Origin of the sequence: Brevibacterium sp. UMB1308A, assembly GCF_030230605.1 — a bacterium.
In the GTDB taxonomy this organism is placed as follows: Bacteria; Actinomycetota; Actinomycetes; order Actinomycetales; family Brevibacteriaceae; genus Brevibacterium.
In genome coordinates, this window is record NZ_JASPDO010000006.1 from 34154 (window position 1) to 58584 (window position 24431).

Here is a 24431-nt window from a genome sequence, read left to right on the forward strand (position 1 = left end):
AGTTGGCAAACACGCGCCCGCCTTGTGGTGAGGATCACGTGCTGTTTGTTTGGTGGTTACGCATTCTTAACGTATAGTTGTATGTGCGCCGCGGGGTGGAGCAGCTAGGTAGCTCGCCGGGCTCATAACCCGGAGGTCGGAGGTTCGAATCCTTCCCCCGCCACCAAGACAAAGCCCGCTTTACCAAATCTGGTAAAGCGGGCTTTCGCGTGACCTGCGAAAACCCGAGTTTTCGGCCTATAGTCCGAGCTTGTGGCGTGGCAAACGAGCTGTCGACTTCGACTGTGAGAAGCTCAAAGTGTTTCGTGGATAATCTCGTAGAAATAAGGGCGCCTCTATGTCTGACACTTCAGAAATTCTCGACTCGATTACCCCGAAGCAGACTGCCAAAGTCAACAGTCTCAACGCCGCAATCTGGCAAACTGCTGACGACTACTTGCGTCTGATCGTCCCGGCTGAAAACTACGGTGACTACATCATCCCGTTCACTGTACTTCGTCGTCTCGAAGGTCGACTGGCACCCACCAAACAGGCTGTGCTGAATCTTGTCGAACGTGAAAACGCTCAGGGAACCGACCCCGCGATCGTGGGGCTCAAGATTGAGAACATGTTCAAGCTCCGCTTTTGGAACACGTCTGAACTGTCTCTTGAACGTCTCGCGAACTCCGACGATGCACTTAAACCAGGGTTGAAACAGTACCTCAACACGTTCTCTCCCAACATTTTGGAGATCTGGAATGCGTTCGAGTTCGACAAGTTGATCGATCTTTTGGACCGTAACAATCAGCTGTGGAACGTCGTTCAGCACTTCGCTTCTATCGACATGTCTGATGAAGCGCTTCAAGATCAAACCATGGGCGACATCTTCGAGAACCTGATGTATCGCTCGTTTGCGCGAAAGGGTAAGGACGCTGGTGAGTTTTACACCCCGCGTGATGCGATTCGTCTGATGACCTCCATATTGTTCACGTCTGATGACACCGAACTTGAAGAAGACGGCATCATCCGGTCTGTGTACGATCCCACCGCTGGGACATGCGGGATGCTCATTGCAGCTCGTGACGCGCTTCGCGCGATCAACCCCGGTATCGAGGTGGTTGTTGCCGGACAAGAGTTGAAGGAGTCTTCCTTCGCGATGGGGAAGTCTGACCTGCTGATGCAGGGGTTCAAAGACCCGGAAGTGCTCAAGTTCGGCAACTCACTGACCAATGATCAGTACCAAGGTGACACGTTCGACTACATCATGGCGAACCCGCCGTATGGCTCATCCTGGAAAGCGTTCCAGAAAGATGTAAAGGAACTCCAAGAACAGGGCGATCCTCGTTTCTCCGAGGGGCTTCCTGCTGTCAGCGACGGACAAATGCTGTTCCTGATGCATATCGCGCACAAACTTGCTCCTGCTGATGGAGCCACCAAGGGCGGGCGCGCTGCTGTGGTTACGAATGGCTCCCCACTGTTTACCGGAGATGCCGAAAGCGGTCCGGACGGTATCCGTAAATACTTGATGGGTGCACAAGGTGGCACCGAAGTGCTGGATACAATCATTGCGCTGCCGAATGACATGTTCTACAACACCGGCATCGCCACCTACATCTGGATTTTGGACCAGAACAAGGAACCCCGTCGCCGTGGGAAAATCCAGTTCATCGACGCGACTGAGATTTGCGCGCCAATGCGCAAGAACATGGGACAAAAGCGCGCTGAGTTTACGGAAGACAACATCCGAGAGATCACGAAGATCTACAAGGATTTTGAAGAGACTGACCGCTCCATCATCGTCACTGCGAACGATCTCACCTACCGCGACGTGCCAATGTTTAAGTTGGCGCACTACGCAGTCAGTGTGACTGATGAAACCGTGGCGGAAGCCATGAAGCACAAGTCCGCGTTCCCGGAACATGAAGCGGTCATCCGCGAGATGCGGGGACGCGATTACAACGATCTTCCCAAAGCGCTGAAGGCTTCTGCGAAGGAACACGGGGTGAAAATGGGCGCTCCACTGCTTCGCCACATCATGAAGGCGTTGGCTGTGGAAGACGAGAACGCGCCCGCTTCACTGGACGAGAAGGGGAATCCTGTTGTGGATGCATCCTCAAAGGTGATTGAGCGCGTGCCGTACCTAGAGGACGTGTCTGAGCACATGGAACGAGAAGTGCTCCCGTTCGTTCCGGATATGCAGTGGGATGAGTCTTTGGCGAAAGTGGGAACGGAACTGCCGTTGACGCGCCTGTTCTACAAGCCGGAGGAGTCCCGCTCCCTGGAGGAACTGGATGCGGATATCGCTAGTTCCCTGGATCGTATCTACGCCATGTTCCGGAAAGTGCGTGAAGATGACTAGATGGCAAAGTGTTCCGTTCCATACGCTTTTCCGTAGAGTTCCGAAACGTACTGGTTTCCCTGCTGAGGAACTTCTTTCCGTTTACAGAGAATACGGGGTCATCCGCAAAAGCGACCGGGACGACAATTTCAACCGTCCGGGAAACTTAAATGATTACCAGTTAGTGAAGACTGGCGACTTAGTGCTCAACAAGATGAAGGCTTGGCAGGGAGCGCTAGGTATCTCACCCCACACTGGCATTGTTTCTCCTGCATACTTTGTCTACACACCTGTTTCTGACAACGATGAAAGCTTCCTTCATTACGCGCTTCGATGCCGGGACGCAATTGATTACTACGCAGCTCACTCCACCGGGATAAGGGTAAACCAGTGGGACGTCAGCCCTGAACGGTTGGACGCAATGCCGGTCCCCGTACCTGATCTCGCAACACAGCGCCGGATCGCTGATTACCTCGATAAGGAAATCAGCGAGATGGATGCACTGATCGAAGAGTTTGAAGGGCTGGTTGCCAGCTTGGAATCCCGCCAGAGAGTATTTGCAACGAAGCTTGTTCAAAACTGCGATTATCCTCTCGTTCCACTTTCGACCCTCGTGTCTGTGGTTTCAGGAGACTCGATCGAATCTGACTTCATAAAGGCTGAAGGCAAATTTCCCGTCTACGGGGGTAACGGAATACGTGGCTACACAGATTCGTCCAACTGCGATGTTGAGCGCATTCTAGTGGGCAGGCAAGGAGCGTTGTGCGGAAACGTCCACCTAGCCAAGCCAGATTTCTTTGCTACTGAACATGCGCTGATTGTAAAACCGCGACAGGAAGTCGATCTCGTTTGGTTGGAACACACGTTGCGCGAGCTGAACCTCGGGGAGCTATCAACATCTGTCGCACAGCCTGGGATCACTGCTACAAAGGTGTTGCTTCAGCGGGTCAAGCTGCCTCCAATAAGAGAGCAGAGAAGGATTGGCCGAATACTTCAAGACGAGACAGCGCGCATGGACTCGCTCATTGAGGAGTCCACGCGCCTTATCGAAAACCTGAAAGCACGCAAAACCGCACTTATCACTGAAGTCGTTACCGGGCGGAAAGAGGTCTGAAATGGTCAATCCGATTCTTGAGGAAGCGATGGAGCTAACCATTTGCCGGTCCCTCAACTCTCAAGGCTGGATTTGGAACGAAGGCGCTAATGACGTTGGGTTCGACCCTGAGCTGGGGCTGTTCCCAGAAGATGTGTTGCACTGGTTGAAAACGCAGCACCCAGAGCAATACGAACGCGCAATTCCACCCACTGCCAATGACACCGAACGCCAGTCCCGTGAACGAAAACTCCTCACCCGTCTGACAAAAGAACTCGACTACACGCCGATCCTTGACGGCATCACCAAAAAGGTCAACGGCGGACTCTTGGGCACTCTGCGCGACGGTTTCTCGTTTACCCAAGCCGACCTCGGCACCGTGAACTTCCCAGACATGGCAGGGTTCTTTCCATACGATCCCGCGAAAACAGATGTGATCGAGAAAGCCACACACAACCGCTTACGTGTGCTCCAACAAGTCCACTTCGAAAAAGGTGACGGGGGCGAAATTGACCTGGTTCTCCTGGTTAACGGTATCCCCGTCATCACAATGGAACTGAAAACGGACAACACTCAGTCCATTGAAGATGCAGTCCTCCAATACAAACACGACCGCAAGCCGCACCGATCCAAACGCCCACTACTCAACCCCGGACGCTGCCTTGTCCACTTTGCCGTGTCCTCCCGCGAAGTCATGATGACCACGGAACTCAACGGTGCCAACACCGTATTCCTTCCGTTTAACCAAGGAACCGAAGACGGGCGAGCTGGTAACCCAGACAACCCCAACGGTTACAACGTGTCCTACCTGTGGGAATGGGTGTGCTCACCGGACCTGCTCTTGCGCATCCTCAAGGACTACGCCCTGTGGGAACCCTCAACTAAAGGTAACGAAGGACGCCTGATCTTCCCCCGCTTTCACCAACTGCGCTCCGTGGAGCGAGTCACCAGCGACGTTGCAGTCAACGGCACCGGCAGGCGCTACCTCATCCAGCACTCGGCCGGATCCGGCAAGACCAAAACGATTGCGTGGTTGGCACACCGTGCCAACAAGATGATCCATAGTGACGGCACGAAACTGTTTGACTGCGTCATCGTGGTCACCGACCGTACCGTGCTCGACAAAAACGTGGCAGACGGGCTTTCACTACTTCAAGCATCTGAAGGCATGGTCATCAATATCACCAACGATGACACCTCCAAGTCCGAAAACCTGAACCACTACCTCACCCAAGGCAAACGCATTCTGTCCTGCACGCTTCAGACCTTCCCCGCACTGGCACAAACGATCGACCGTTCGCCAAAACTACGAAACCGTCGCTGGCTTGTCATCATCGACGAAGCACACTCCTCACAGCACGGCAAGGCCTCACGCACACTGCTGGAAACACTTTCAGATACGCCTGATGAAATCGCAGAAGCAGCATCACGCGCGGCTGCTGACATAGAAGGCGGGAAAGATACCGACGGAGGGGAGGAGACGCACAACGAAACACTGACCACCACCTCGGCAGCAAGACTCACTCGCGCTGATAAAGACCGCTTGCAACAGCAGCGTGACTCCGCTGTAGCGCGCTCATCCAACGTCACTATTGTGGCTCTGACCGCCACCCCCAAAGCGAAGACCCTTGCCGTGTTCGGAGAACGCTCACCGGACAACCCGGAAACACGAGTGGCGTTTGACCTGTATTCCATGGCGCAGGCTATTGATGAGAAGTTCATCCTAGATGTGCTTCAGAACTACATATCACTCTCGCTCTACGCAAAAATTGAGGACAAACTTGGTCGAGAAGATGAAGTGGTCCTTGGGGAAGCAAAATCTGCACTCAAAAAGTTTGTCCGCTCACATGAAAAAACGATCCATTCAAAAGCTGAAGTAGCCGTTGAGCACTTTAACAACAACGTACGCAACCTGCTTGGTTCAACAGCGAAAGCAATGGTGGTCTGTGACGACCGAATGAGTGCCTACACCTGGTTTAGAGCGGTCCAGGATGTGATTAAGTCCAACGCCACGTACCAAGGATTAGAAGCACTCGTGGCGTTTTCTGGCTCACTCGATGTGTCCAAGGATGAAGATGTCGAAGAGATTGTCACAGAATCTTCCCTGAATAACGAGAACGCGCCTGATGGTAAGCGCCGGATGGAAACCACCAAGATGTTTGACGGAGCTTCGTACAAGTTCCTCATCGTGGCAAACAAGTACCAAACCGGTTTCGATGAGCCTCGGCTGTCTGCCATGTATGTGGACAAACCACTTTCCGGTGTTTTAGCGGTGCAGACGCTTTCACGCTTAAACAGGACCATGTCGTCCAAAAACAAGTCCAAAACATTCGTGGTCGACTTTATTAACGACCCCGAATCGATCCTGCATGCGTTCCAACCGTACTACTCGCAGGCGTCGATCGACACCGATGTGGACCCGGACGTGCTCACTGATCTCGCGCGAGTACTGGACACGTCTCAGTTCTACGACATTGAAGAGATGGAAGCCCTAGCCAACGTGGTCATGGACCCGGACGTAGACGTGAAGAAAAAAGACTCCTTGATCCGGGCCGGGATTGACCCAATTGTCACCCGCTGGGCCGACTTCTACACCGAAGGAGTGGTGAGTGGAAATAAGGACAACGAGGTCGTAGCGACGGACTTCCGCACGAACCTAAAAAAGTATGTCCACGCGTGGGACTTCCTCAGCCAGTTCATCGACTTCCAGGACGTGACCCTACACAAGCGAGCCGTTTTTGCGGACGTCCTGGTGCGCAACCTCAAACTTGGTAAGAAAACGCGCGAAGAGGATTACATCACCGGCGTTGACGTGGTGAAATCTGCAGTCACAGGTGATGTGGAAAAAGGGACGAAACTCGAGCTGAACATCGAAGACGCGCAGACTCCGCTACCTGTTCCCGGCTTTGACGGGCGCATCTCATCAGGTGGCGCCTCCGATCCCTTGCAAGGAGCATTCCGCAAAGCAGTAGAGGAAGTCAACGAGTTGTTTTCTGCAGCGGGAATTGACATGTCGAACTCCGCGAACACCCGCATGGTCCACGCAGTGTGGGAAGCACTGGCAAATGACGAAGAAGTGGAGATGCTCGCAACTAAGAACCCACAAGACACCCTGGCAAAGTCTTCGAGACTGCGTGAAAAAGTACTATCCGCAATTCTTGGGGCGGGCACTCAGCATGAGAAGTTCACTAACCTCATGCTCGGAGGCGACGATGCACTGAACGTGCTGACTGCTGCCATGTCACGCTTAGCCGTGGCCGCAATGGAAGACAAAGTACGCGGGATCAAAGTTCCTGACAACGCTCTGATCAATGACACTGAGGAACGCTCAGAAGAGTCACCAGCTACGCGTCGTGTCGAAGAACTACTCGATGTGATGCGCATGCATGCCGGAAGCAACCGCGTTGAAGCACACTTAGCGCGAGTGCTGGATGACGCGCTGGTGAAGCGTGGAAACTCCAACGTGTTCGAGACTCTACGCGCCGAGTTCTTGAAACATTCACTACCTGTGGACGGGGAGCTTTACCAAGGTGTCGTGATGTACGCGGTTAAGCGCTATTAAGAAGTTGCGGGCTTTCGCGTTCCCGTGAAGACTACAGACGCACCCATCGAGAATCCCCCGGGAGTTAACATGGCTCAAGCTCACTCCATAGTCCGCGTGACACCGGATGATTGGTCCCGTGTGCGTGCAATTCGCCTCGCATCGCTCAAAGACGCCCCGGCAGCTTTTAGCGGATCATATGAGCGCGAATCTCAGGTAGACGAAGCAAAATGGCGGCAACGCCTCCAAACGCTCACCATCTTCATGTGTGTAAAGCAGGGACACGACATTGGATTCGCAACCTTCACGGTCAGGGACGGTTACGCCGACCTCGGCGGCACGTGGGTACACCCTGCACACCGTGGCCACGGTGCCGTAGACGCACTAACGAACGCGGTCTTCACAGAAGCCCAGCGCGCGGGATACACGGAAATCCAACTACGAGTTTTTGAAGAAAACCAGCGGGCAATTGGCGCATACCTCCGTTCAGGTTTCCGCATGACCGGCGAGATCGACCGCCTACCCGACGGTCGTGAAGCCGCATACATGGTCCGGAAGTTTGCCTAAATTCCTTTACTGAAATAAACGACTATTGTGAATGTCATGACTGCTAATGAACTGCCTCGCCCAGATGTCGACCCCGGTGGCCTTCTCGAATACTCGGTCGTGTTCACCGACCGGTCGCTAAACCACATGTCCAAACGCTTTGTGAACGTCATGCAGGAAACCCTGCAGATCCTGCGTTCGACGTATAACGCTCACACGGCAACTGTGGTCCCTGGCGGTGGTTCATATGCCATGGAATCTGTAGCCCGCCAGTTCGCCAATGACAAAAACGTTTTGGTTGTGCGAAACGGGCTCTTTTCCTACCGCTGGTCACAGATTTTTGATGCCGGCAAGATCCCTGCGGGTCATGATGTCCTCAAAGCCCAGCACGTGGGCAACCACCAGTTCGCGCCAGCACCCATCGACCAGGTGGTGGCTCACTTTCAAGACACAGCACCCGACCTGGTATTTGCACCCCACGTGGAAACCGCCGCAGGCATGGTCCTGCCTGATGACTACGTGCGTGCCCTGGCCGACGCAACGCACAGCGTAGGCGGACTGTTTGTTCTTGACTGCGTAGCCTCCGGTCCACTGTGGATCAACATGGAAGAATCAGGCGTAGACATCCTGGTCAGCGCACCCCAAAAAGGGTGGAGCGGCTCTCCTGCATGCGGGTATGTCATGTTCTCAGAGGCGGCACGCGAACGCCTCGACTCCACCGAAACCTCGAGCTTCGCACTGGACCTGAAAAAGTGGACCAACATCTGTGACGGCTATGTCACCGGCGCACACGGCTACCACGCCACCATGCCCACCGACACCATCCAACACAACCTGGGCCTCATGAAAGAAGCCCTAGACGCCGGACTGGACGTGCTGCGCGAACGCCAGAACGACCTCGGGACGCGGATCCGTGAAGCACTCACCGAACGCGGTTTCACCTCCGTTGCTGCACCCGGGTTCGAATCCCCAACCGTCGTTGTTGTCAACACCGACCGCGACGACATTGTGCCTGCTTTTGCACGCGCCGGTGTGCAGGTCGCCGGGGGAGTACCACTCCAGGTGGACGAACCAGCGGACATGAAGACGTTCCGGATTGGCCTGTTCGGCCTAGACAAGTGGGCTGACGTCGACGCGGCAGTAGAACGTTTCACTACAGCACTCGACGCTGTGCTGGACGAAAACCAGTAACCACAACGAAAGCGGGGGCGGGTTCGGCCTCGACCGGTGTAACCAGCCTCAGCCGGGGTAACACCCCAACCACGGCCTGCCCCGCCACCTACTTCAACGTGTCCATGTTCTGCGCGAGGCGGTCAATGCGAGTGGCCACCTCGCGCATTTCGTCTTCCGTTTTACAAAACGACAAACGCAACGCGTGCTCCAAACGCTGTGCCACCGGGGAGCCCGCCCGGCACAAACGGTTCACCGGAATCCCCGTGAACCCAAACTCGGTGGTGAGAAGCTCATTCAGCGCGTGCGAATCACGCGTGGTGACCTCAGCAAAATCCACCACAGTGAAATAACCGGCAGCCGGGACATTGAACGTAATCCCTGGCACGCGCTCCAAAGACTCCATGAGCACATCCCGGCACCGCTTCAACCCGGCACGGTTCTGCTGGGCGAAATCCTCATGCTCGCCCAGCGCCCGTGCGATTGCCGGCTGAAGTGGGGTGCCCGACGTGTACGAAAAGAACTGCTTAAGCGCCTGAAGGTGCTGCCGAACCTGCGGGTGCGCTACGAGCCAGCCGATCTTCCACCCAGTCACATTGAACGTTTTACCAGCAGACGACACCGTGACAATCCGGTGCGAATCCGGGAACAGCGCTGCCACCGACACGTGCTCAGCTGGGTCAAACACCAGGTATTCGTACACTTCGTCGGTAATGAGCCACGCGTCTGCGTCCTCACACGCCTGAAACACCCGGACTATGTCGTTTCGGCCCAACACCATTCCCGTGGGGTTGTGAGGGGTGTTCAGCAACACCGCATCGGCAGAGCTCACCGCAGCCTCAAATGCGTCCCAGTCCGGCTGCCACACCGCCCCGTCAAAGACCAGCGGTACGGTCACCAACCGCGCCCCGGCCATCTCGCAGGCCGCCGCGTAGGAGTCGTAGAACGGTTCAAAGGTCAGCAAAACTCCGCCAGCGGGCACCAGGGCCATAATCGCTGAGGTGAGAGCCTCCGTGGCGCCCACCGTCACCAATACATGGTCCCGGGTGACAGTGTGGTTGTACCGGCGGGAACGCTGAGCCACGATCGCGTCAAGCAGTTCCGGCACCCCGGTTGGCGGTGCGTACTGGTTCATGCCAGCTCGCATGAAGTGAGCGACGTCGTCGATGAGGAAGTCAGGGGTAGGGCTCGACGGTGCCCCTTGCCCCAGGTTAATCGCACCGTGCTGCGCGGCCAATGTGCTCATCTCGCCAAACACCGTGCCGCGGATATTGCCCTGGGCATCCAGAAGCCCCGCTGCTTCACTCACCCGGTAAGGCAGAGTCTGTTCGTTCACGAAAGCAACTCCAGTGCGCTACTGTGCACGAGCCCGTTGGAGGCGAGCGCATTGCCGTCAAACGGGCCAGTCTTTCCGTTGAGGCTGGTGAATGTGCCACCGGCCTCGGTCACAATGGGAACCAGGGCGCCCATGTCATAGATTTCCAGTTCCGGTTCAGCAGCGATGTCTACCGCGCCTTCAGCGACCAACATATATGACCAGAAGTCCCCGTAGGCGCGGGTTCGCCACACTGTGTCACACAGTTCAAGCAGGGCGTCACGTTTGCCCAGGTCTTTCCACCCGCCCAGGGATGCGTAGGAAAACGACGCGTCTTCCAGCTTTGACACGTGCGACACGTGAATCTGTACGGGAGCCGGGTCGTGTGCCACCGTGGTCCAGGCGCCTTCGCCCTTACTTGCCCACCATCTGCGGTTCATCGCCGGGGCGCTCACAACTCCAAGCAGGGGAGTTTCACCGTCATAAAGTGAGATCAGGGTCGCGTACACGGGCACGCCTCGCACAAAGTTCTTCGTCCCGTCGATTGGGTCAATAATCCACTGGCGGGTGCCTGTGCCGGTGGTGGGTTCGAACTCTTCGCCCACGATCGCATCGTCAGGAGCGTGCAGGGCGAGCAACTCACGGAGCTTTTCTTCAACCGCCCGGTCCACTGTGGTCACCGGTGTCATATCGGGTTTTGTGTCCACGGTGAAGTCGCGGTTATAAAACGAATCAAGTGTCAGGTGATCTGCCGCGTCGGCAAGAGCGATCGCAAGATCAAGATCTTTCACGGGTCCTCCACGTGGTGCGGTGGCCTCAACACCGAAGCCAGCATCGAGCTAGCACAGCGCCAACACAACAGTCAGTACTGTGGTGCAGAAGCCAGGTTTGTCAGTAGCCGTCTGAGCGAGTTGAGCCGGTCGGGGCCAGCATCTCCAGCTTTACCATTTGTAACCCATGCGTCGAGCGCGCAACCGGGGGAGTCCTCAGTGTGAGAACAGCCACGGGGGCAGTCAGCGGTTGCAGGGACCAGCTCTTCGAACGCGCTCAGAACAGTTTCTGGGGTGACGTGTGCGAGACCAAAACTGCGCACACCAGGGGTGTCAATGAGCCAGCCACCGTCAGGAAGTTCGACTCCCAAGGCCGATGAAGACGTGTGCCGCCCCCTACCCGTCACTTCGTTCACCGACCCAGTGGCGCGACTCACATGGGGAATAAGCGCGTTCATCAACGTTGACTTTCCAACCCCTGAGTGCCCCACCAGCACACTGACGTGACCGTCCAAAAGCCCGCGTAGCTGATCCACACGAGGCTGCCCATGATCGTCAAATCCGCACTCAACGATCTGCACGCCACTGTGAGCGAAGCGTTCGCGCAACGTGTCAGCCGGCTTCAAATCAAGTTTGGTAATCGCCAGAATGGGCCTGATTCCTGCGTCAAAGGCGGCAATGAGTGTGCGGTCGATGAGCCCTTCCGACGGGTCCGGGTCCGCAGTCGCCGTCACGATCACCAGTTGATCGGCGTTGGCTACCAAGACCCGCTCGGTGAGGTCGGTGTCATCGGCTGTGCGTCGCAAAACCGTAGAGCGGGGTTCAATCTCCACAATCCTTGCTAAGGTTCCTTCCGCGCCCGAGGTGTCACCCACCACCCGTACCCTGTCACCGGGGACTATGGGCCGGCGACGGAGGTGGGAGGCTCGCACTCCTGTTACGCGGGTGCCGTCTGGCAGGGCGAGGCGGTAACGACCTCGGTCGACAGAAAATACGAACCCCACCTGGGCGTCAGAGTAATCTGGCCGGTCCTTAGTGCGGGGCCGGGACCCACGACGGTTGGGGCGCGGCCGGTAGTCCTCTTCTGTGAAGTGAGAGTACCGACTCACGTACTCACCACACGCTCGAACATGTCAGTGAACTGGGGCAGGGTCTTGGCCACAGTGTCGGGGTCTTCGATGGTGACATCTTGTGTGAGTCCCACAAGGGCGCCCGCCATGACCATGCGGTGATCGGCGTAGCTGCTCCACGTACAGCCCGTGGAAACCGGTGAGGTGATGGTGAGGTAGTCGGGTCCTTCTTCCACCTGCGCTCCGGCCTTGGTGAGTTCGGTTGCCAGGGCGGTGAGGCGGTCGGTTTCGTGGCCGCGCAAGTGCCCGATTCCACGCAGGTGCGACGTACCGTGCGCGTGTGCGGCAATGGCAGCGACCACAGGGGTAAGTTCACCTACTTGGGAAAGGTCAAGGTCAACCGGTTGCACGGCGCCTGAGCCTGTGACGGTAAGACCTGCGGGGGTGAGCTCCGAGGTGCCACCAAACGCCCGCGCAATGTCCATAAACGCGTGTCCGGCTTGATCCGTGCGCTCCGGCCAGTGCGGAACCGTGACAGAACCGCCCGCAATAAGCGGCACACCCAAGAACGTGGCCGCGTTAGACAGGTCTGGCTCCACGGTGACATCGGTAGCCTGAATGGCCCCGGGTTCCACAATCCAGGTTGTGGGATCAGGCTGTGTGACCTCTACGCCGTACTGCTTGAGTGTGGCGATCGTCATGTCGATATGTGGCTTTGAGGGAACTGACTCGCCGAGGTGCTTAACAGTGAGCCCGTCCGGGAACCGGGCCGCGGATAGTAAGAGCCCTGAGACGAACTGGGAAGATTGGGAGGCATCGATGGTGACAGTGTTGCCTACGTGGTCACCGGTCGTGATCGAAAACGGAAGGAAACCGTCTTCCGAATCCACCGTGGCACCCAGGTCCGCGAGTGCATCGAGGATAGTCTGCATAGGGCGCACGCGCGCTTGAGGGTCGCCGTCAAAGTGAGCGCGGGCGCCTGTTGCCAAAACAACTGGGGGCACAAAGCGCATCACCGTGCCAGCTAGACCGCAGTCGATCGTGGCAGCACTGCCGCTGTTGTCACCACCCATGATGGGTTCGACGCTTATATCGTTGCCGTGTGGCGTGAAAGTTGCCCCCAGCGCGTCAAGCGCGCGCATCATGAGTTCGGTGTCTCGCGAAACCAAAGGCGCGCGCACAATGGACGGAGCATCAGCAAGGGCCGCAAGCACAAAGTAACGGTTCGTCAGCGACTTGGACCCAGGTACATCGCAGGTGGCCCGCACCGGTGCAGTCGCACGCGGAACGGGCCAGTGAGTGCGGTTTACCACCGCTATCAGTTGGGGGAAACTGCGTCGACAGCCTTCGCCGAGGTGCGTTCGACTTCGCGCCACAGGTCTTCGGCTGCGTGCTGTGCGCGCCATGCGAGGCCTGGCTTACCGGCGGTATCGACCGAGGCGAGGAGGGCACCACCAAGAATCGCGGTCTTTGCCAAAAGGCCGTCAGTGGAGCGGGTTTCTTTGTTGAGTTGCTGTCCGACGACCTCGACCAGGTATGTGGTCACGAGGATGCTGGAGGACAGGCGTGGGAATTTGCCGATCGCTAGAAGAGAACCGGCGGTCACCTGTGCAACCCCAGTCGCGCGGGCAATGAGTGCGGGGTCGACGTCAACGTCAAGCTTTTTCTTGGCAAGTGCTGAAATGGGCTGAACAGAGCTTGCAGCTACGTCGGGGTTTTTTACGCGGACGAGTCCGTTGGCGATGTATGCGGAAGCCAACATTGGGCGAGCAATCAACCTTACAAGTGACACAGAAACAACCTTTCCGATTGGAATCGCTACGTTCAGCATAGCGCGGGGAATAACCAGGAAAGCAAAACGGTTGTAACAGATACGTACAAAGCGTCGGACAAACCCATACGCGGGATACTCCAAGCGAGGTGACAGTGACGGCGACCTTAGTAGACTGGGAGCTGATGGAGAAAAATACTATGAGTGCTCCCAGCGACAACGACGTTGATCTCACAACGGAAACGGAAGACGAACGTCGTGCGCGTTTTGAAAACGAGGCACTTGAATACGTCAATCAGCTCTACGCCGCTGCCCTGCGGATGACGCGTAACCCGGCAGATGCTGAAGATTTGGTTCAAGAGGCGTATCTCAAAGCGTATGCCGCGTTTCACCAGTACCAGCCGGGAACCAACCTCAAAGCCTGGCTGTACCGCATCTTGACGAACACCTTTATTAATTCGTATCGAAAGAAGCAGCGTCAGCCTCAAGAATCCAGTGGAGACACCATCGAGGACTGGCAGATCGCCCGGGCTGCGAACCACACGTCTTCTGAAGGTAAGTCAGCTGAGATTGAGGCGCTTGAGCGGATCCCAGACTCTGATATTAAAGAAGCGTTGCAAGCACTTCCGGACGACTTCCGCATGGTTGTGTACTACGCGGATGTGGAAGGTCTCCCGTACAAGGAGATCTCCCAGATTATGGACACACCCATGGGGACTGTGATGTCGCGCCTGCACCGAGGTCGTCGCCAGTTGCGCGAAATGCTGGCTGATTACGCTGCTGAACGAGGATTTGGAGAGGGGGTAGGTTCATGACACGCGAAACGTCCTGGTCGCAAAGCCGACTAGAGTCGCTTGAACGGATCTACGCGTTTCTCGACGGTGAGGCGAACGACGAAGCGATCCTCGCCATAAAAGAGCACTTACAGTGTTGCCCGGAATGTGAACGTGAATACAAGATCGAAGCGCTCATGAAGGAGCTTGTGCGCCGGTCGTGTTGCCAAGAACAAGCGCCGCAGGATCTTGCTGAACGAATTCGTGCTCGTATCACGGTAGAACGCACGCGCATTACGTATCACCGCGAGTAACCGGAGCGCGCCAAGCCGCGAACAAAAGGATGGGGCAGGTGTTTCAACCTGCCCCATCCTTTATGTCTTTATGCGTTTGGACGCTTGCCGTGGTTCGCCTTGTTGCGCTTACGGTCGCGACGCTTGCGTGCACGCTTGCTCATCTATCTCTCCTTTACTAGACCACCCTATTTTTCCATAGAGGGGACACCACTTCAACAATCCTGGATGGACGCACGGCAGTGTGGGCTAGCCTTCCATGACGTTGTGAACGCCCAACCAGTCAAACCATCCACGGTTGAGCACAAGCCACGCGATGAGCCCATAACCCTCTTGTGCGGGAAGCTCGCGGGAGCTGGAAGCAAGATCACGCTGCCACACCGGATGGGATTTCAACGGAGAAAAACAATCGACGTACGGAACTGCACGGCGGTGAGCCACATCGGCAAATCCCGTAGACAACTGCGCGACCTTTTCATTCCGGCTCTCACTGCGGCCAGGAGTGGGGCCCACGACAAAGGTTGACACCTCGGCGGCAAGAGCCTCATCCAACACATTGGCAAGATTCAAACGCGACCGAGCCGTCGAAAGCCCCGCATCCACATCACGTGAGCCGGGAGCGAGAACCAAACGGTTAATCCCACCGTCGCTAAACCGAAGCGAAGCTTCCGCAAAAGCTCGCTGCGCGAAAGCACCCGTGTCTTCCTGCGGAACAGCAAGAGTATAAAACTCAGCGTTGGCCAAAGACGGGTGCGTGCGCACGGCGACCCTTCCGGCCCACCCAAGACTCCGAGCATCGCCGTGGCCGGCGACAAGTTCGTCACCGGCCACGACAATAGTAGTTTTCTTCAACGTCACTTACTTGAAAGTCCGTTCGATCACATCAGCCTGTTCAACGTCGTGCTGCTTCTTCAGACCAGTTGAAGGTGAGGCAGACGCCTTACGGCACACAACCTCGACCTTGCGGTCTGACAACAGCTGCGAGAACTTGTAGTGCATGAACGGCCAAGCACCCTGGTTTTCAGGTTCTTCCTGAGCCCAGACCAGTTGCGCGTCCTCAGGGTACATGCCCAAAACTTCGTTGAGCGCGTCAACTTCGAGCGGGTACAGCTGTTCGACGCGCACCAAAGCAGTGGTGGTGTCTTCCAGCTTCTGACGCTTGGCCAACAGGTCCCAGTACAGCTTTCCAGCAACCAACACGACACGCTTGACGTTCTTCGCGTCGACTGACGTGTCCGGAATGATCGGTTCGAAGCCACCGGAGGTGAACTGCTCAACATCCGTAGCCGCAGCCTTGAGACGAAGCATCGACTTAGGCGTGAAGACCACGAGAGGACGCTTGACTTCAGCGTGTGCGTGGCGACGCAACAGGTGGAAGTACGAAGCACCGTTGGACGGGTACGCAACTGTCATGTTGGCTTCAGCGCACAGCTGCAAGAAACGCTCAATACGCGCTGACGAGTGGTCAGGTCCCTGGCCTTCGTAACCGTGAGGGAGAAGCAGGACAATGCCGGAAGTCTGTCCCCACTTCTGTTCCGAACTCGAGATGAACTCGTCAATGACCGACTGAGCGCCCTGTGCGAAGTCACCGAACTGGGCCTCCCACAGCACCAGAGCGTTGGCGCGTTCCACGGCGTAACCGTACTCGAAGCCCATCGCCGCGTATTCGGACAGGAGCGAGTTGAACACCCAGAACTTGGCCTGGTTGTCGGTGAGGTTAGCCAGCGGAGTCCACTCGTTGTCGTTTTCGTGGTCGATGAGGACCGCTTGACGCTGCGTGAAGGTTCCACGACGTGAGTCCTGACCTGCCAGGCGAACCGGAACGTCTTCCATCAGAAGCGAACCGAATGCCAACAGTTCGGCAAAGCCCCAGTCGATGCCACCTGAACGCGACATTTCCTTGCGCTTTTCCAGAAGGCTACGGAGCTTCTTGTGCACATTGAAGCCTTCGGGAACTTCAGTGTGAGCATCACCGATGCGCTCCAGCACTGACGCTGGGACAGCAGTTTCGAACGTGGAGTCGGACTCAAGGTCGTCTGGGCGCTCCCACGGTTTGGTCACGCCGAGGTTGTCGGAAGCTCCCTTCTCAGCTTCCTTGGTCTCAGCGAACGCTGCCTCGAGCTTGTTCTGGTAGTCCTTAACTACCTCGGCGGCTTCTTCCGTGGAGATGCAACCGCGTCCCACCAGCGAGTCTGTGTAGAGCTTACGTACCGACATCTTCTTTTCGATCAGCGAGTACATGACCGGCTGGGTCATCGATGGGTCGTCACCTTCGTTGTGACCGCGGCGACGGTAGCACACGAGGTCGATCACGATGTCGCGGTTGAATTCCTGGCGGTAGTCAAATGCGAGCTGCGCTGCGTGGTACACCGCTTCAGGGTCATCACCGTTGACGTGGATGACAGGTGCCGAAATCGCCTTGGCAACGTCGGTGCAGTAGTACGACGAACGCGACGAAGCCGGAGGCGTGGTGAACCCAACCTGGTTGTTGATGACCACGTGAATGGTTCCACCCGTGGTATATCCACGCAGTTCGGACAGGTTCAGGGTTTCGTACACAACGCCCTGGCCGGCGAATGCGGCGTCACCGTGGACCAACACCGGCAGGATCGAGAAGTCCTGAGTGTCACCGGACGACACGTCCTGCTTAGCGCGGGTGATTCCTTCAAGAACCGGGTTGACGGTCTCGAGGTGGCTGGGGTTAGCAGCCACGGACACCTTGGTGGTGTTGCCGTCAGGCGAAGTGAAAGAGCCTTCCATGCCCAAGTGGTACTTCACGTCACCGGAGCCCTGGAAGGAATCAGGTGACTGAGTTCCGTCGAACTCGCGGAAGATCTGAGTGTAGCTCTTTCCAGCGATGTTGGTCAGAACGTTCAGGCGACCACGGTGGGCCATACCGATCGTGACTTCCTGCATGCCGGAGTCAGCTGCACGGTTGAGAACCTCGTCGAGGAACACGATGGTGGATTCGCCACCTTCGAGCGAGAAGCGCTTCTGACCGATGTACTTGGTCTGCAGGAACGTTTCGAACGCCTCAGATGCGTTGAGGCGACCCAGGATGTGGCCCTGTTCAGCACGGCTGAGTTCCTGCAGTGGAACTTCGAGCCTCTTCTGGAACCAACGGCGCTGTTCAGGGTCAGCGATGTGCATGTATTCGTAGCCGGTTGTACGGCAGTACGAGTCACGCAGGATACCCAGAATGTCGCGCAAGCGCATCTGTGAACCATCGCCAAGTCCACCTGTGGAGAACTTACGTTCCAAGTCCCACAGGGTGAGGTCGTGGTTGTTGATGTCGAGGTCTGGGTGGCTACGCTGGCGGTACACCAGTGGGTCGGTGTTGGCCATGAGGTGACCGCGGGTGCGGTAGGCATCGATCAGTTCGATGACGCGTGAAGCCTTCGAAACGTCGTCTTGGTCGCCGGTGTGAACGTCAGGCTGCCAGCGAACTGGTTCGTATGGCAGGCGCAGTGACTCAAAGACTTCGTCGTAGAAGCCGTCGGCTCCCAAGAGGTATTCGTGGACGAGTTTGAGGAACTCACCGGAACCTGCACCCTGAATCACGCGGTGGTCGTAGGTGGAGGTGAGGTGCATGACCTTGGAAACACCCAAGCGGTCAATGGTCTCTTGGCTCGCACCCTGGAATTCTGCTGGGTAGGTCATAGCACCAACACCAATGATGCAGCCCTGACCCTTGGTCAGACGTGGAACCGAGTGAACGGTTCCGATGCCACCGGGGTTTGTGAGTGAAACTGTGGTGCCCGCGAAGTCGTCAGCCGTGAGCTTTCCGGAACGAGCGCGGTTGACGAGGTCGTCATAAGCGTCCACGAACTGCTTAAACGTGAGAGTTTCGGCCTTCTTGACGTTGGGCACCAGAAGCGTACGGGTGCCGTCCTTCTTGGGAATGTCAATGGCTAGACCAAAGTTCACGTGAGCTGGCTGAACCATGACGGGCTTGCCGTCCTGGATTTCGTAGTACACGTTCTGGGTTGGGAAAGCCTTGAGCGCACGGATGACCGCGAAACCGATGAGGTGAGTAAAGGACACCTTGCCACCACGGGTGCGACGCAGGTGGGAGTTGATGACGATGCGGTTGTCAATGAGTGCCTTGGCGGGAAGGGCGCGCACCGAGGTGGCGGTCGGAACTTCGAGGGAGGCATCCATGTTTTCTGCGATGAGCTTGGCGGGCCCGCGCAGTTTAGTGACAACGTCCTCGGCCTCTTCGTCGCTGGCCTTAGGAGCCGACTGGGTGGGGGAGGACTTCTTCTGCGAAGCGACCTTGGACTCAGCCTTAGTGGTTTCCGCTTCGTTGACCGATGGTTCAACGCCCTTGGTTTTTGCTTCTGCCTTAGGTTGGGCTTCTTTGGAGTCCTTCTCGCTAGTCTTGCTGTTCGCAGAAGCCTGCGACTGTGACTTTGGTTTGGAGGCTGTTGAGGTGCTTGCCGGCGCGCCCTCATACTTCTCAAAGAAGGGCCACCATTCCTTGTCGACTGAGTTCTTATCGTTCTTGTACTTTTCGTACAGTTCTTCGACCAGCCATTCGTTGGAACCGAAGTCTCCAGCGAGATCAGTAGGTGTTGTTTCGGACACGGCGCGAATCGCCCTCTTCCTCAACTCGTAGCAATGTTCAATCAGAGCAATTTTAACCCTACACGGCAAACTTCTTTGTTGTTTGAACACACCTTGTAGAGAATGGTCACATGCGCTTTATTACTGAACCAGGATCTCACGATTTAACATACTCCGATGTCTTTATGGTCCCCAACCGTTCGGCTGTCGCTTCGCGGTTTGACGTGGATTTGAGTTCAGTAGACGGAACGGGCACCACAATTCCTATTGTCGCGTCGAATATGACCGCTGTTTCCGGCCGCCGAATGGCCGAAACGGTTGCGCGTCGCGGAGGAATAGCGATCCTTCCGCAGGACATTCCGGTCCCGGTGGTGGCGCAAACGATCGAATGGGTCAAAGAACGCCACCCTGTTGTTGAGACTCCACTGAAACTGTCTGTCACAGACACTGTTCTGCAAGCCATTCACCTTATGCCCAGGCGTGTTCACGGGTGTGCAGTGTTGCTGGAAGACGGCAAGTTCGCCGGAATAGTGTCGCAGGAAAGCCTCCAGGGAGTTGACCAGTTCACCTCGCTTGGTGATGTTATGGAGCAGCCACAGGTCACGTTTGACATTGCAGAGTTCAGTGATGCGGGCAACCGTCGTGACTTATTCGACAAGCTTGTTGACGCTCGCTTGGACTATGCTCCGGTTCTTTCGGGCGCCGAGGTGGTTGGCTGTGTGACGCGGGCGTCGATTTTGCGCTCCACGATTTACTCTCCGGCTGTGGATGCGCGCGGGCAGTTGCGCGTGGGAGCGGCTTTGGGTGTCAATGGCGACGTTGTGGCTCGCGCGCAAGCGCTCGCGGCAGCGGGCGCTGATGTGCTTGTTCTAGATACAGCACACGGGCATCAAGAAAAAATGATCGAGGCGCTGAAAGCCGTCAAAGCTGAGAATTTGGGGCTTCCTTTGGTTGCCGGAAACGTGGTGACCGGTGAAGGTACCCGGGATCTCATCGAAGCCGGGGCCGACATCGTGAAAGTGGGAGTTGGGCCGGGAGCCATGTGTACGACCCGCATGATGACAGCGGTAGGGCGTCCACAGTTGTCTGCCGTGCTCGAATGCGCGCAGGCCGCAACCGAACTGGGCAAACACGTGTGGGCTGACGGTGGAGTGAAATATCCACGTGATGTGGCTCTTGCATTGGCAGCTGGGGCTAGCCAAGTCATGATTGGTTCGTGGTTCGCTGGTACCCATGAAAGCCCTGGCGACATGCTTGTCGATGAAAAGGGGCAGCGCTATAAGGAAAGCTTTGGAATGGCGTCTGCGCGTGCAGTTGCCAACAGAACGCGCAATGAGTCGCCATTTGACCGTGCACGTAAGGCTCTTTTTGAAGAGGGCATCTCTTCTGGGCGCATGTTTGTCGATCCGCAGAACCCCGGAGTTGAAGACCTTATTGACTCGATCACTTCCGGTGTGCGTTCCTCTTGTACCTATGCAGGGGCGCGCTCGCTGCCGGAATTTGCTGAACGCGCAGTTGTGGGTGTCCAGTCGGCTGCAGGTTATGACGAGGGCCAACCACGCTTACAGAGCTGGTAAACTCAAGGTCTATGACGAGTGACAGTCCCGGCCGGCGTGAGGCCGGCATCCGAACGTTTCGGCATACTGCCGTCTTTTCCTTTCTCCAATTCGGAACTGTGCAATAAATGGAGTGGCTCTATCTTGCTTTGGCGCTCCTCCTCATCGTAGGCACAGGAGTTTTTGTTGCGGCTGAGTTCGCGCTTCTGACTCTTGACAAGCACACTGTCGATGAAGCTGTGCGGAACGGGCAGCCAGGTGCTAAATATCTAGAAAAAGGTCTCCATCATCTTTCGACGCAGCTGTCTGCTGCGCAAGTAGGTATCACGATCACCACTCTGCTCACCGGTTACCTAATGCAACCGTCTCTCGGCGCTCTTCTTATCCCGGTGGTTGAGGGTCTTGGGGCCAGTGAAGGCGTATCGAGCGCTGTGTCCTTGACGGTGGCTCTGATCATTTCCACCATTTTGTCAATGGTTGTTGGTGAGCTAGTTCCTAAAAACCTTGCAATTTCTGCACCCATGAAGGCCGGTAGTTTCGCGGTACCTGTGCAGTACATGTTTTCGATTGTGTTCCGTCCTGTCATTGCGTTGCTCAATGGGACTGCTAATAAGGCTCTCGTGGCTATGGGGATCGAACCCCAGGAGGAAAGCTCCGCGGGCCGCTCAGCTGAGGAACTGACCAGCCTTGTCCGCCACTCGGCAGACGAGGGAACCATGGACGTCCAAACCGCCGATCTTTTGGCACGTACCCTCAGCATTTCTGAGCGCACAGCGGAAGATGTCATGACACCTCGGACGCGGATGGCCACGGTCGACAAGGACACCACCGCCGCGCAGATCACCGAACTTGCCCGCCAAACCGGTTTCTCCCGATTCCCTGTCGTGGGGGATTCGCGCGACGACATTGTGGGTGTCGTGCATGTTAAGCAAGCAGTGGCAGTGCCGTTGGCTAACCGCGAGGACGCGTTTGCGGCAGGGCTCATGACAGAAGTATCCGAGGTACCCGAGACAATGCCGGTGGACCACTTATTAGTGGTGTTACGCAGCCGCGGTAACCAGATGGTGCTGGTGATCGACGAGTACGGCGGAACGGCTGGCGTTGCGACCCTGGAAGACGTTGTTGAAGAGCTTGTTGGTGAAGTCGTTGACGAACACGACCGGTTAAGTGTGCAAGTCCGCCCAGCGCGGGATGGTTCTTGGCTAGTCCCCGGGAGCTTGCGCCCAGACAATGTCACAGAGGCGACTGGAGTGGAGATCCCGGAAGACGTGGACTACGAAACGATGGCCGGGTTCGTCATGTTTGCCTTAGGCAAGATCCCCAAAGTCGGAGACTCCGTGCAGGTGAAGGACGCTTCACTCGTGGTTGAACGCATGCACGGGCACAGGATTGAAAGACTGCGCCTCGTTCCCGACTATCTGGGAGGTGCAGCGTGAGCGACTGGATAGGGCTAGTCTGGCTTGTTTTCCTGCTAGCCGGAAACGCTTTTTTCGTTGCGGCCGAATTCGCTGTCGTATCCGCTAAACGAGCCCAGATCGAACCGTTGGCAGAAGAAGGTCGCAAAACGGCGAAAACCACGCTGTACGCAATGGAGCATGTGTCGCTCATGCTGGCGATCTGTCAGTTGGGTATCACGGTGTGCTCACTGCTCATCGGTAACCTCTCAGAACCGGCAATTCACCACCTTTTGATAGGGCCACTCAACTATCTGTCGATTCCGGAGCAGGCCTCAGGCGTTATCAGCTTTGTTCTTGCGTTAGGAATCGTCACTTACCTCCATGTTGTGGTAGGTGAAATGATTCCGAAGAACATTGCTTTGGCGACCTCTCGTACTTCCGCTCTGTTGCTCGCGCCGCCTCTCGTTTTCTTGGCTAAGATTTTTGGGTTCGTGATTCGCCCGTTGAACTGGTTTGCCAACTTTTTGCTGAGACTGGTGGGCGTGACGCCTCGTAATGACGTGAACGCGGCGTACACCGTTGAAGAAGTCCAGCAGATCGTTGCCGAATCTAAGCGTGAAGGATTGCTCAATGACGAAACGGACTTGTTGAAGGGTGCGCTTGAGTTCTCAGACAAGTCTGTCGGTGACGTCATGGTGGGATTGAGTTCTGTTGTCATGATTGATGACGATGCAACGCCTGAATATATTGAGCACTTGGTGGGTCGAACAGGGTATTCGCGTTATATCCTCATCGACAGCGATGGGCGCCCCGACAGTTATATTCACGTGAAAGACGTTCTGTACGCCGACACTCCAGAAACGTACACCGAACCTGTTCCAGCCAAGCGCTTCCGATCCATGGTCTCTGTGTCAGTTACAGATGAGATCGAAGAAGCGCTCGCCACGATGCAGCACGCGGGTAACCACGTGGGTCGCGTAATTGACGGTGACGGGAAGGTCGTAGGTGTGTTGTTTTTGGAAGATGTTCTAGAAGAGTTGGTGGGTGAAGTGCATGACGCGATGCAACGAAACCAGCCACGGACCCCTCGTTAAATTGCGATGTGTAACACGTGTGTTCAAAGTGTGTTGTACGCGCACATGGCGTGTGACCTGCACTTTTGAACGGACCTGTGAGGTGTGGCACAATGAACGAAGCTTGAATGTCACAAAGTTATGACTTATCGTTACATTTCGTTACTATGTTGTGACATGGGCGCAACGCCACATGTGTAGTCAAAGATGTGAGGAGAAGTAGGTGGAGAACGAAACCACGCCAACTGCTGTACGGCGGCGAGACCTTCGCCGTGCACGCAAAGCGCAGTCTCGCAAGTTCCCCACTTTTGCGAAGTTCACTTCCCTCTCCGCAACACCCCAGACAACCTCGGTTGCCCCAGCTGTGCGCGGTTCGAACGGTGCCGCTTTGCGCGCTCTGCGTCGCAAGCGCAACGTGACCCTCTCCGCAGTTGGAGCCTTCGCGGTAGCAGGTGCTGCAATGACTGCCACTCTTCTTTCTGGCGTAGGAGCTAGCTCTTCTGGGCAAGTCACAACCGAAGCAGCTGCGAGCTCACACGCGGTGTCCAGCGAAAGCGTTTCCGGTGGAGCAAACGGCGACGACGACATCCTGGCAGGACAAAACGGTGCTGTCGGTGGCGTTAAGGCCGACTCGAAGGGCGACCCGCGTGCATCCTCGCTTTCCGTCAAGCGCACTGCTCTTCCTGGCTGCGAAGGTAAGGTCCCAGAAGGTGAAGCACAAAACGGGCAGTTGCCAGAAGAATGGTTATGCAACCTGGGTATCGGTGACCACAAGTTGCGCCAGGATGCCGCTGTTGCATTCGCAAAAATGAACGCAGCGTACAAGGCCGACACTGGAAAAGACTTCGAACTCACTGACACATACCGCACCCTGGACGCACAGGTGAGCGTTGCAGGCCGCAAACCAGGGCTGGCTGCAAAGCCAGGAACGTCCCTGCACGGAATGGGTCTAGCAATCGACTTTGGTGGCGGTGCCGCGCAAGCAAGCGGACCGCTGTATGACTGGCTCGTGAAGCACGGACACGAATACGGCTGGGAGAACCCAGACTGGGCTAAGTCCTCCAAGTACGAACCATGGCACTGGGAGTATGTACCTGGTCGTCAAGACGTCAAGGGATACTGAGCTTAATCCTCCCGTTTAACCAGGGGATCGAGGCGTTGCGCAGTTGCAGGTGCATAT

19 protein-coding genes and 1 tRNA gene are annotated in these 24431 nt (G+C 56.5%); 12 read left to right on the top strand and 8 right to left on the bottom strand.

The annotated features are described in order from the left end of the window. The first annotated feature begins 89 nt into the window (after positions 1-89). From QP868_RS04510 to QP868_RS04535, 6 genes are all read left to right on the top strand, one after another. Positions 90-166 (top strand) — tRNA-Met (locus tag QP868_RS04510). Between the two features lie 171 nt (positions 167-337). Next, the gene (locus QP868_RS04515; RefSeq protein ID WP_284925426.1) at positions 338-2338 is read left to right on the top strand and encodes a type I restriction-modification system subunit M; all 2001 of its coding nucleotides are present in this window, start codon (positions 338-340) and stop codon (positions 2336-2338) included. Further along, on the top strand, positions 2331-3431 hold the full coding sequence (locus QP868_RS04520) for a restriction endonuclease subunit S (protein WP_284925466.1): 1101 nt from the start codon (positions 2331-2333) through the stop codon (positions 3429-3431). The genes QP868_RS04515 and QP868_RS04520 overlap by 8 nt, the downstream gene beginning before the upstream one ends. 1 nt (position 3432) lies before the next feature. Next, positions 3433-6972 carry a type I restriction endonuclease gene (locus QP868_RS04525; RefSeq protein WP_284925427.1) on the top strand — a complete coding sequence of 1180 codons (3540 nt, stop codon included), beginning with the start codon at positions 3433-3435 and terminating at the stop codon, positions 6970-6972. Positions 6973-7041: 69 nt separating this feature from the next. Next, positions 7042-7518 (top strand): GNAT family N-acetyltransferase, encoded by a 477-nt coding sequence (locus tag QP868_RS04530; RefSeq protein ID WP_284925428.1) that lies wholly within the window; start codon positions 7042-7044, stop codon positions 7516-7518. Positions 7519-7554: 36 nt separating this feature from the next. After that, positions 7555-8688: an aminotransferase class V-fold PLP-dependent enzyme gene (locus tag QP868_RS04535; RefSeq protein WP_284925429.1), complete on the top strand. Its 1134-nt coding sequence runs from the start codon at positions 7555-7557 to the stop codon at positions 8686-8688. An 88-nt stretch (positions 8689-8776) separates the two neighbouring features. Here the strand turns inward: QP868_RS04535 and QP868_RS04540 are convergent, their stop codons facing one another. From QP868_RS04540 to QP868_RS04560, 5 genes are all read right to left on the bottom strand, one after another. Next, positions 8777-10003 carry an aminotransferase class I/II-fold pyridoxal phosphate-dependent enzyme gene (locus QP868_RS04540; RefSeq protein ID WP_284925430.1) on the bottom strand — a complete coding sequence of 409 codons (1227 nt, stop codon included), beginning with the start codon at positions 10001-10003 and terminating at the stop codon, positions 8777-8779. Beyond that, positions 10000-10773 carry a histidinol-phosphatase gene (gene hisN / locus QP868_RS04545; RefSeq protein ID WP_284925431.1) on the bottom strand — a complete coding sequence of 258 codons (774 nt, stop codon included), beginning with the start codon at positions 10771-10773 and terminating at the stop codon, positions 10000-10002. Before hisN ends, QP868_RS04540 begins: the two co-directional genes overlap by 4 nt. 71 nt (positions 10774-10844) lie before the next feature. Then, positions 10845-11861, bottom strand: coding sequence for a ribosome small subunit-dependent GTPase A (gene rsgA / locus QP868_RS04550; RefSeq protein WP_284925432.1), 1017 nt, complete (start codon positions 11859-11861; stop codon positions 10845-10847). After that, positions 11858-13135 (bottom strand): 3-phosphoshikimate 1-carboxyvinyltransferase, encoded by a 1278-nt coding sequence (gene aroA, locus QP868_RS04555; protein ID WP_284925433.1) that lies wholly within the window; start codon positions 13133-13135, stop codon positions 11858-11860. The genes rsgA and aroA overlap by 4 nt, the downstream gene beginning before the upstream one ends. Before the next feature lie 5 nt (positions 13136-13140). Beyond that, positions 13141-13614 (bottom strand): DoxX family protein, encoded by a 474-nt coding sequence (locus QP868_RS04560; protein ID WP_284925434.1) that lies wholly within the window; start codon positions 13612-13614, stop codon positions 13141-13143. A 164-nt stretch (positions 13615-13778) separates the two neighbouring features. Here QP868_RS04560 and QP868_RS04565 point away from each other — a divergent pair, with 164 nt between their 5' ends. Continuing rightward, positions 13779-14408 (top strand): sigma-70 family RNA polymerase sigma factor, encoded by a 630-nt coding sequence (locus QP868_RS04565; RefSeq protein WP_284925435.1) that lies wholly within the window; start codon positions 13779-13781, stop codon positions 14406-14408. Beyond that, entirely contained in the window at positions 14405-14680 is a 276-nt protein-coding gene (gene rsrA / locus QP868_RS04570) for a mycothiol system anti-sigma-R factor (RefSeq protein WP_284925436.1), read from the top strand. The genes QP868_RS04565 and rsrA overlap by 4 nt, the downstream gene beginning before the upstream one ends. A 68-nt stretch (positions 14681-14748) precedes the next feature. Here the strand turns inward: rsrA and QP868_RS12135 are convergent, their stop codons facing one another. The 3 genes from QP868_RS12135 to QP868_RS04580 form a co-directional block, all read right to left on the bottom strand. Further along, a complete protein-coding gene (locus QP868_RS12135) occupies positions 14749-14823 on the bottom strand; it encodes a 50S ribosomal protein bL37 (protein ID WP_102238326.1) in 75 nt (24 codons plus the stop codon). Between the two features lie 85 nt (positions 14824-14908). Beyond that, positions 14909-15517, bottom strand: coding sequence for a GDSL-type esterase/lipase family protein (locus QP868_RS04575; protein WP_284925437.1), 609 nt, complete (start codon positions 15515-15517; stop codon positions 14909-14911). Continuing rightward, positions 15518-19246: a multifunctional oxoglutarate decarboxylase/oxoglutarate dehydrogenase thiamine pyrophosphate-binding subunit/dihydrolipoyllysine-residue succinyltransferase subunit gene (locus QP868_RS04580; protein WP_284925438.1), complete on the bottom strand. Its 3729-nt coding sequence runs from the start codon at positions 19244-19246 to the stop codon at positions 15518-15520. A gap of 110 nt (positions 19247-19356) precedes the next feature. Here QP868_RS04580 and guaB1 point away from each other — a divergent pair, with 110 nt between their 5' ends. The 4 genes from guaB1 to QP868_RS04600 all read left to right on the top strand — a co-directional run bounded on the left by guaB1 (position 19357) and on the right by QP868_RS04600 (position 24374). Next, a complete protein-coding gene (gene guaB1 / locus QP868_RS04585; protein WP_284925439.1) occupies positions 19357-20802 on the top strand; it encodes a GMP reductase in 1446 nt (481 codons plus the stop codon). Between the two features lie 107 nt (positions 20803-20909). Beyond that, complete coding sequence (locus tag QP868_RS04590; protein ID WP_284925440.1) at positions 20910-22217, top strand: hemolysin family protein; 1308 nt, start codon at positions 20910-20912, stop codon at positions 22215-22217. Further along, positions 22214-23272, top strand: coding sequence for a hemolysin family protein (locus QP868_RS04595; RefSeq protein ID WP_284925441.1), 1059 nt, complete (start codon positions 22214-22216; stop codon positions 23270-23272). Before QP868_RS04590 ends, QP868_RS04595 begins: the two co-directional genes overlap by 4 nt. Positions 23273-23474: 202 nt before the next feature. Then, entirely contained in the window at positions 23475-24374 is a 900-nt protein-coding gene (locus QP868_RS04600; RefSeq protein WP_284925442.1) for a M15 family metallopeptidase, read from the top strand. Positions 24375-24431: the final 57 nt, after the last annotated feature.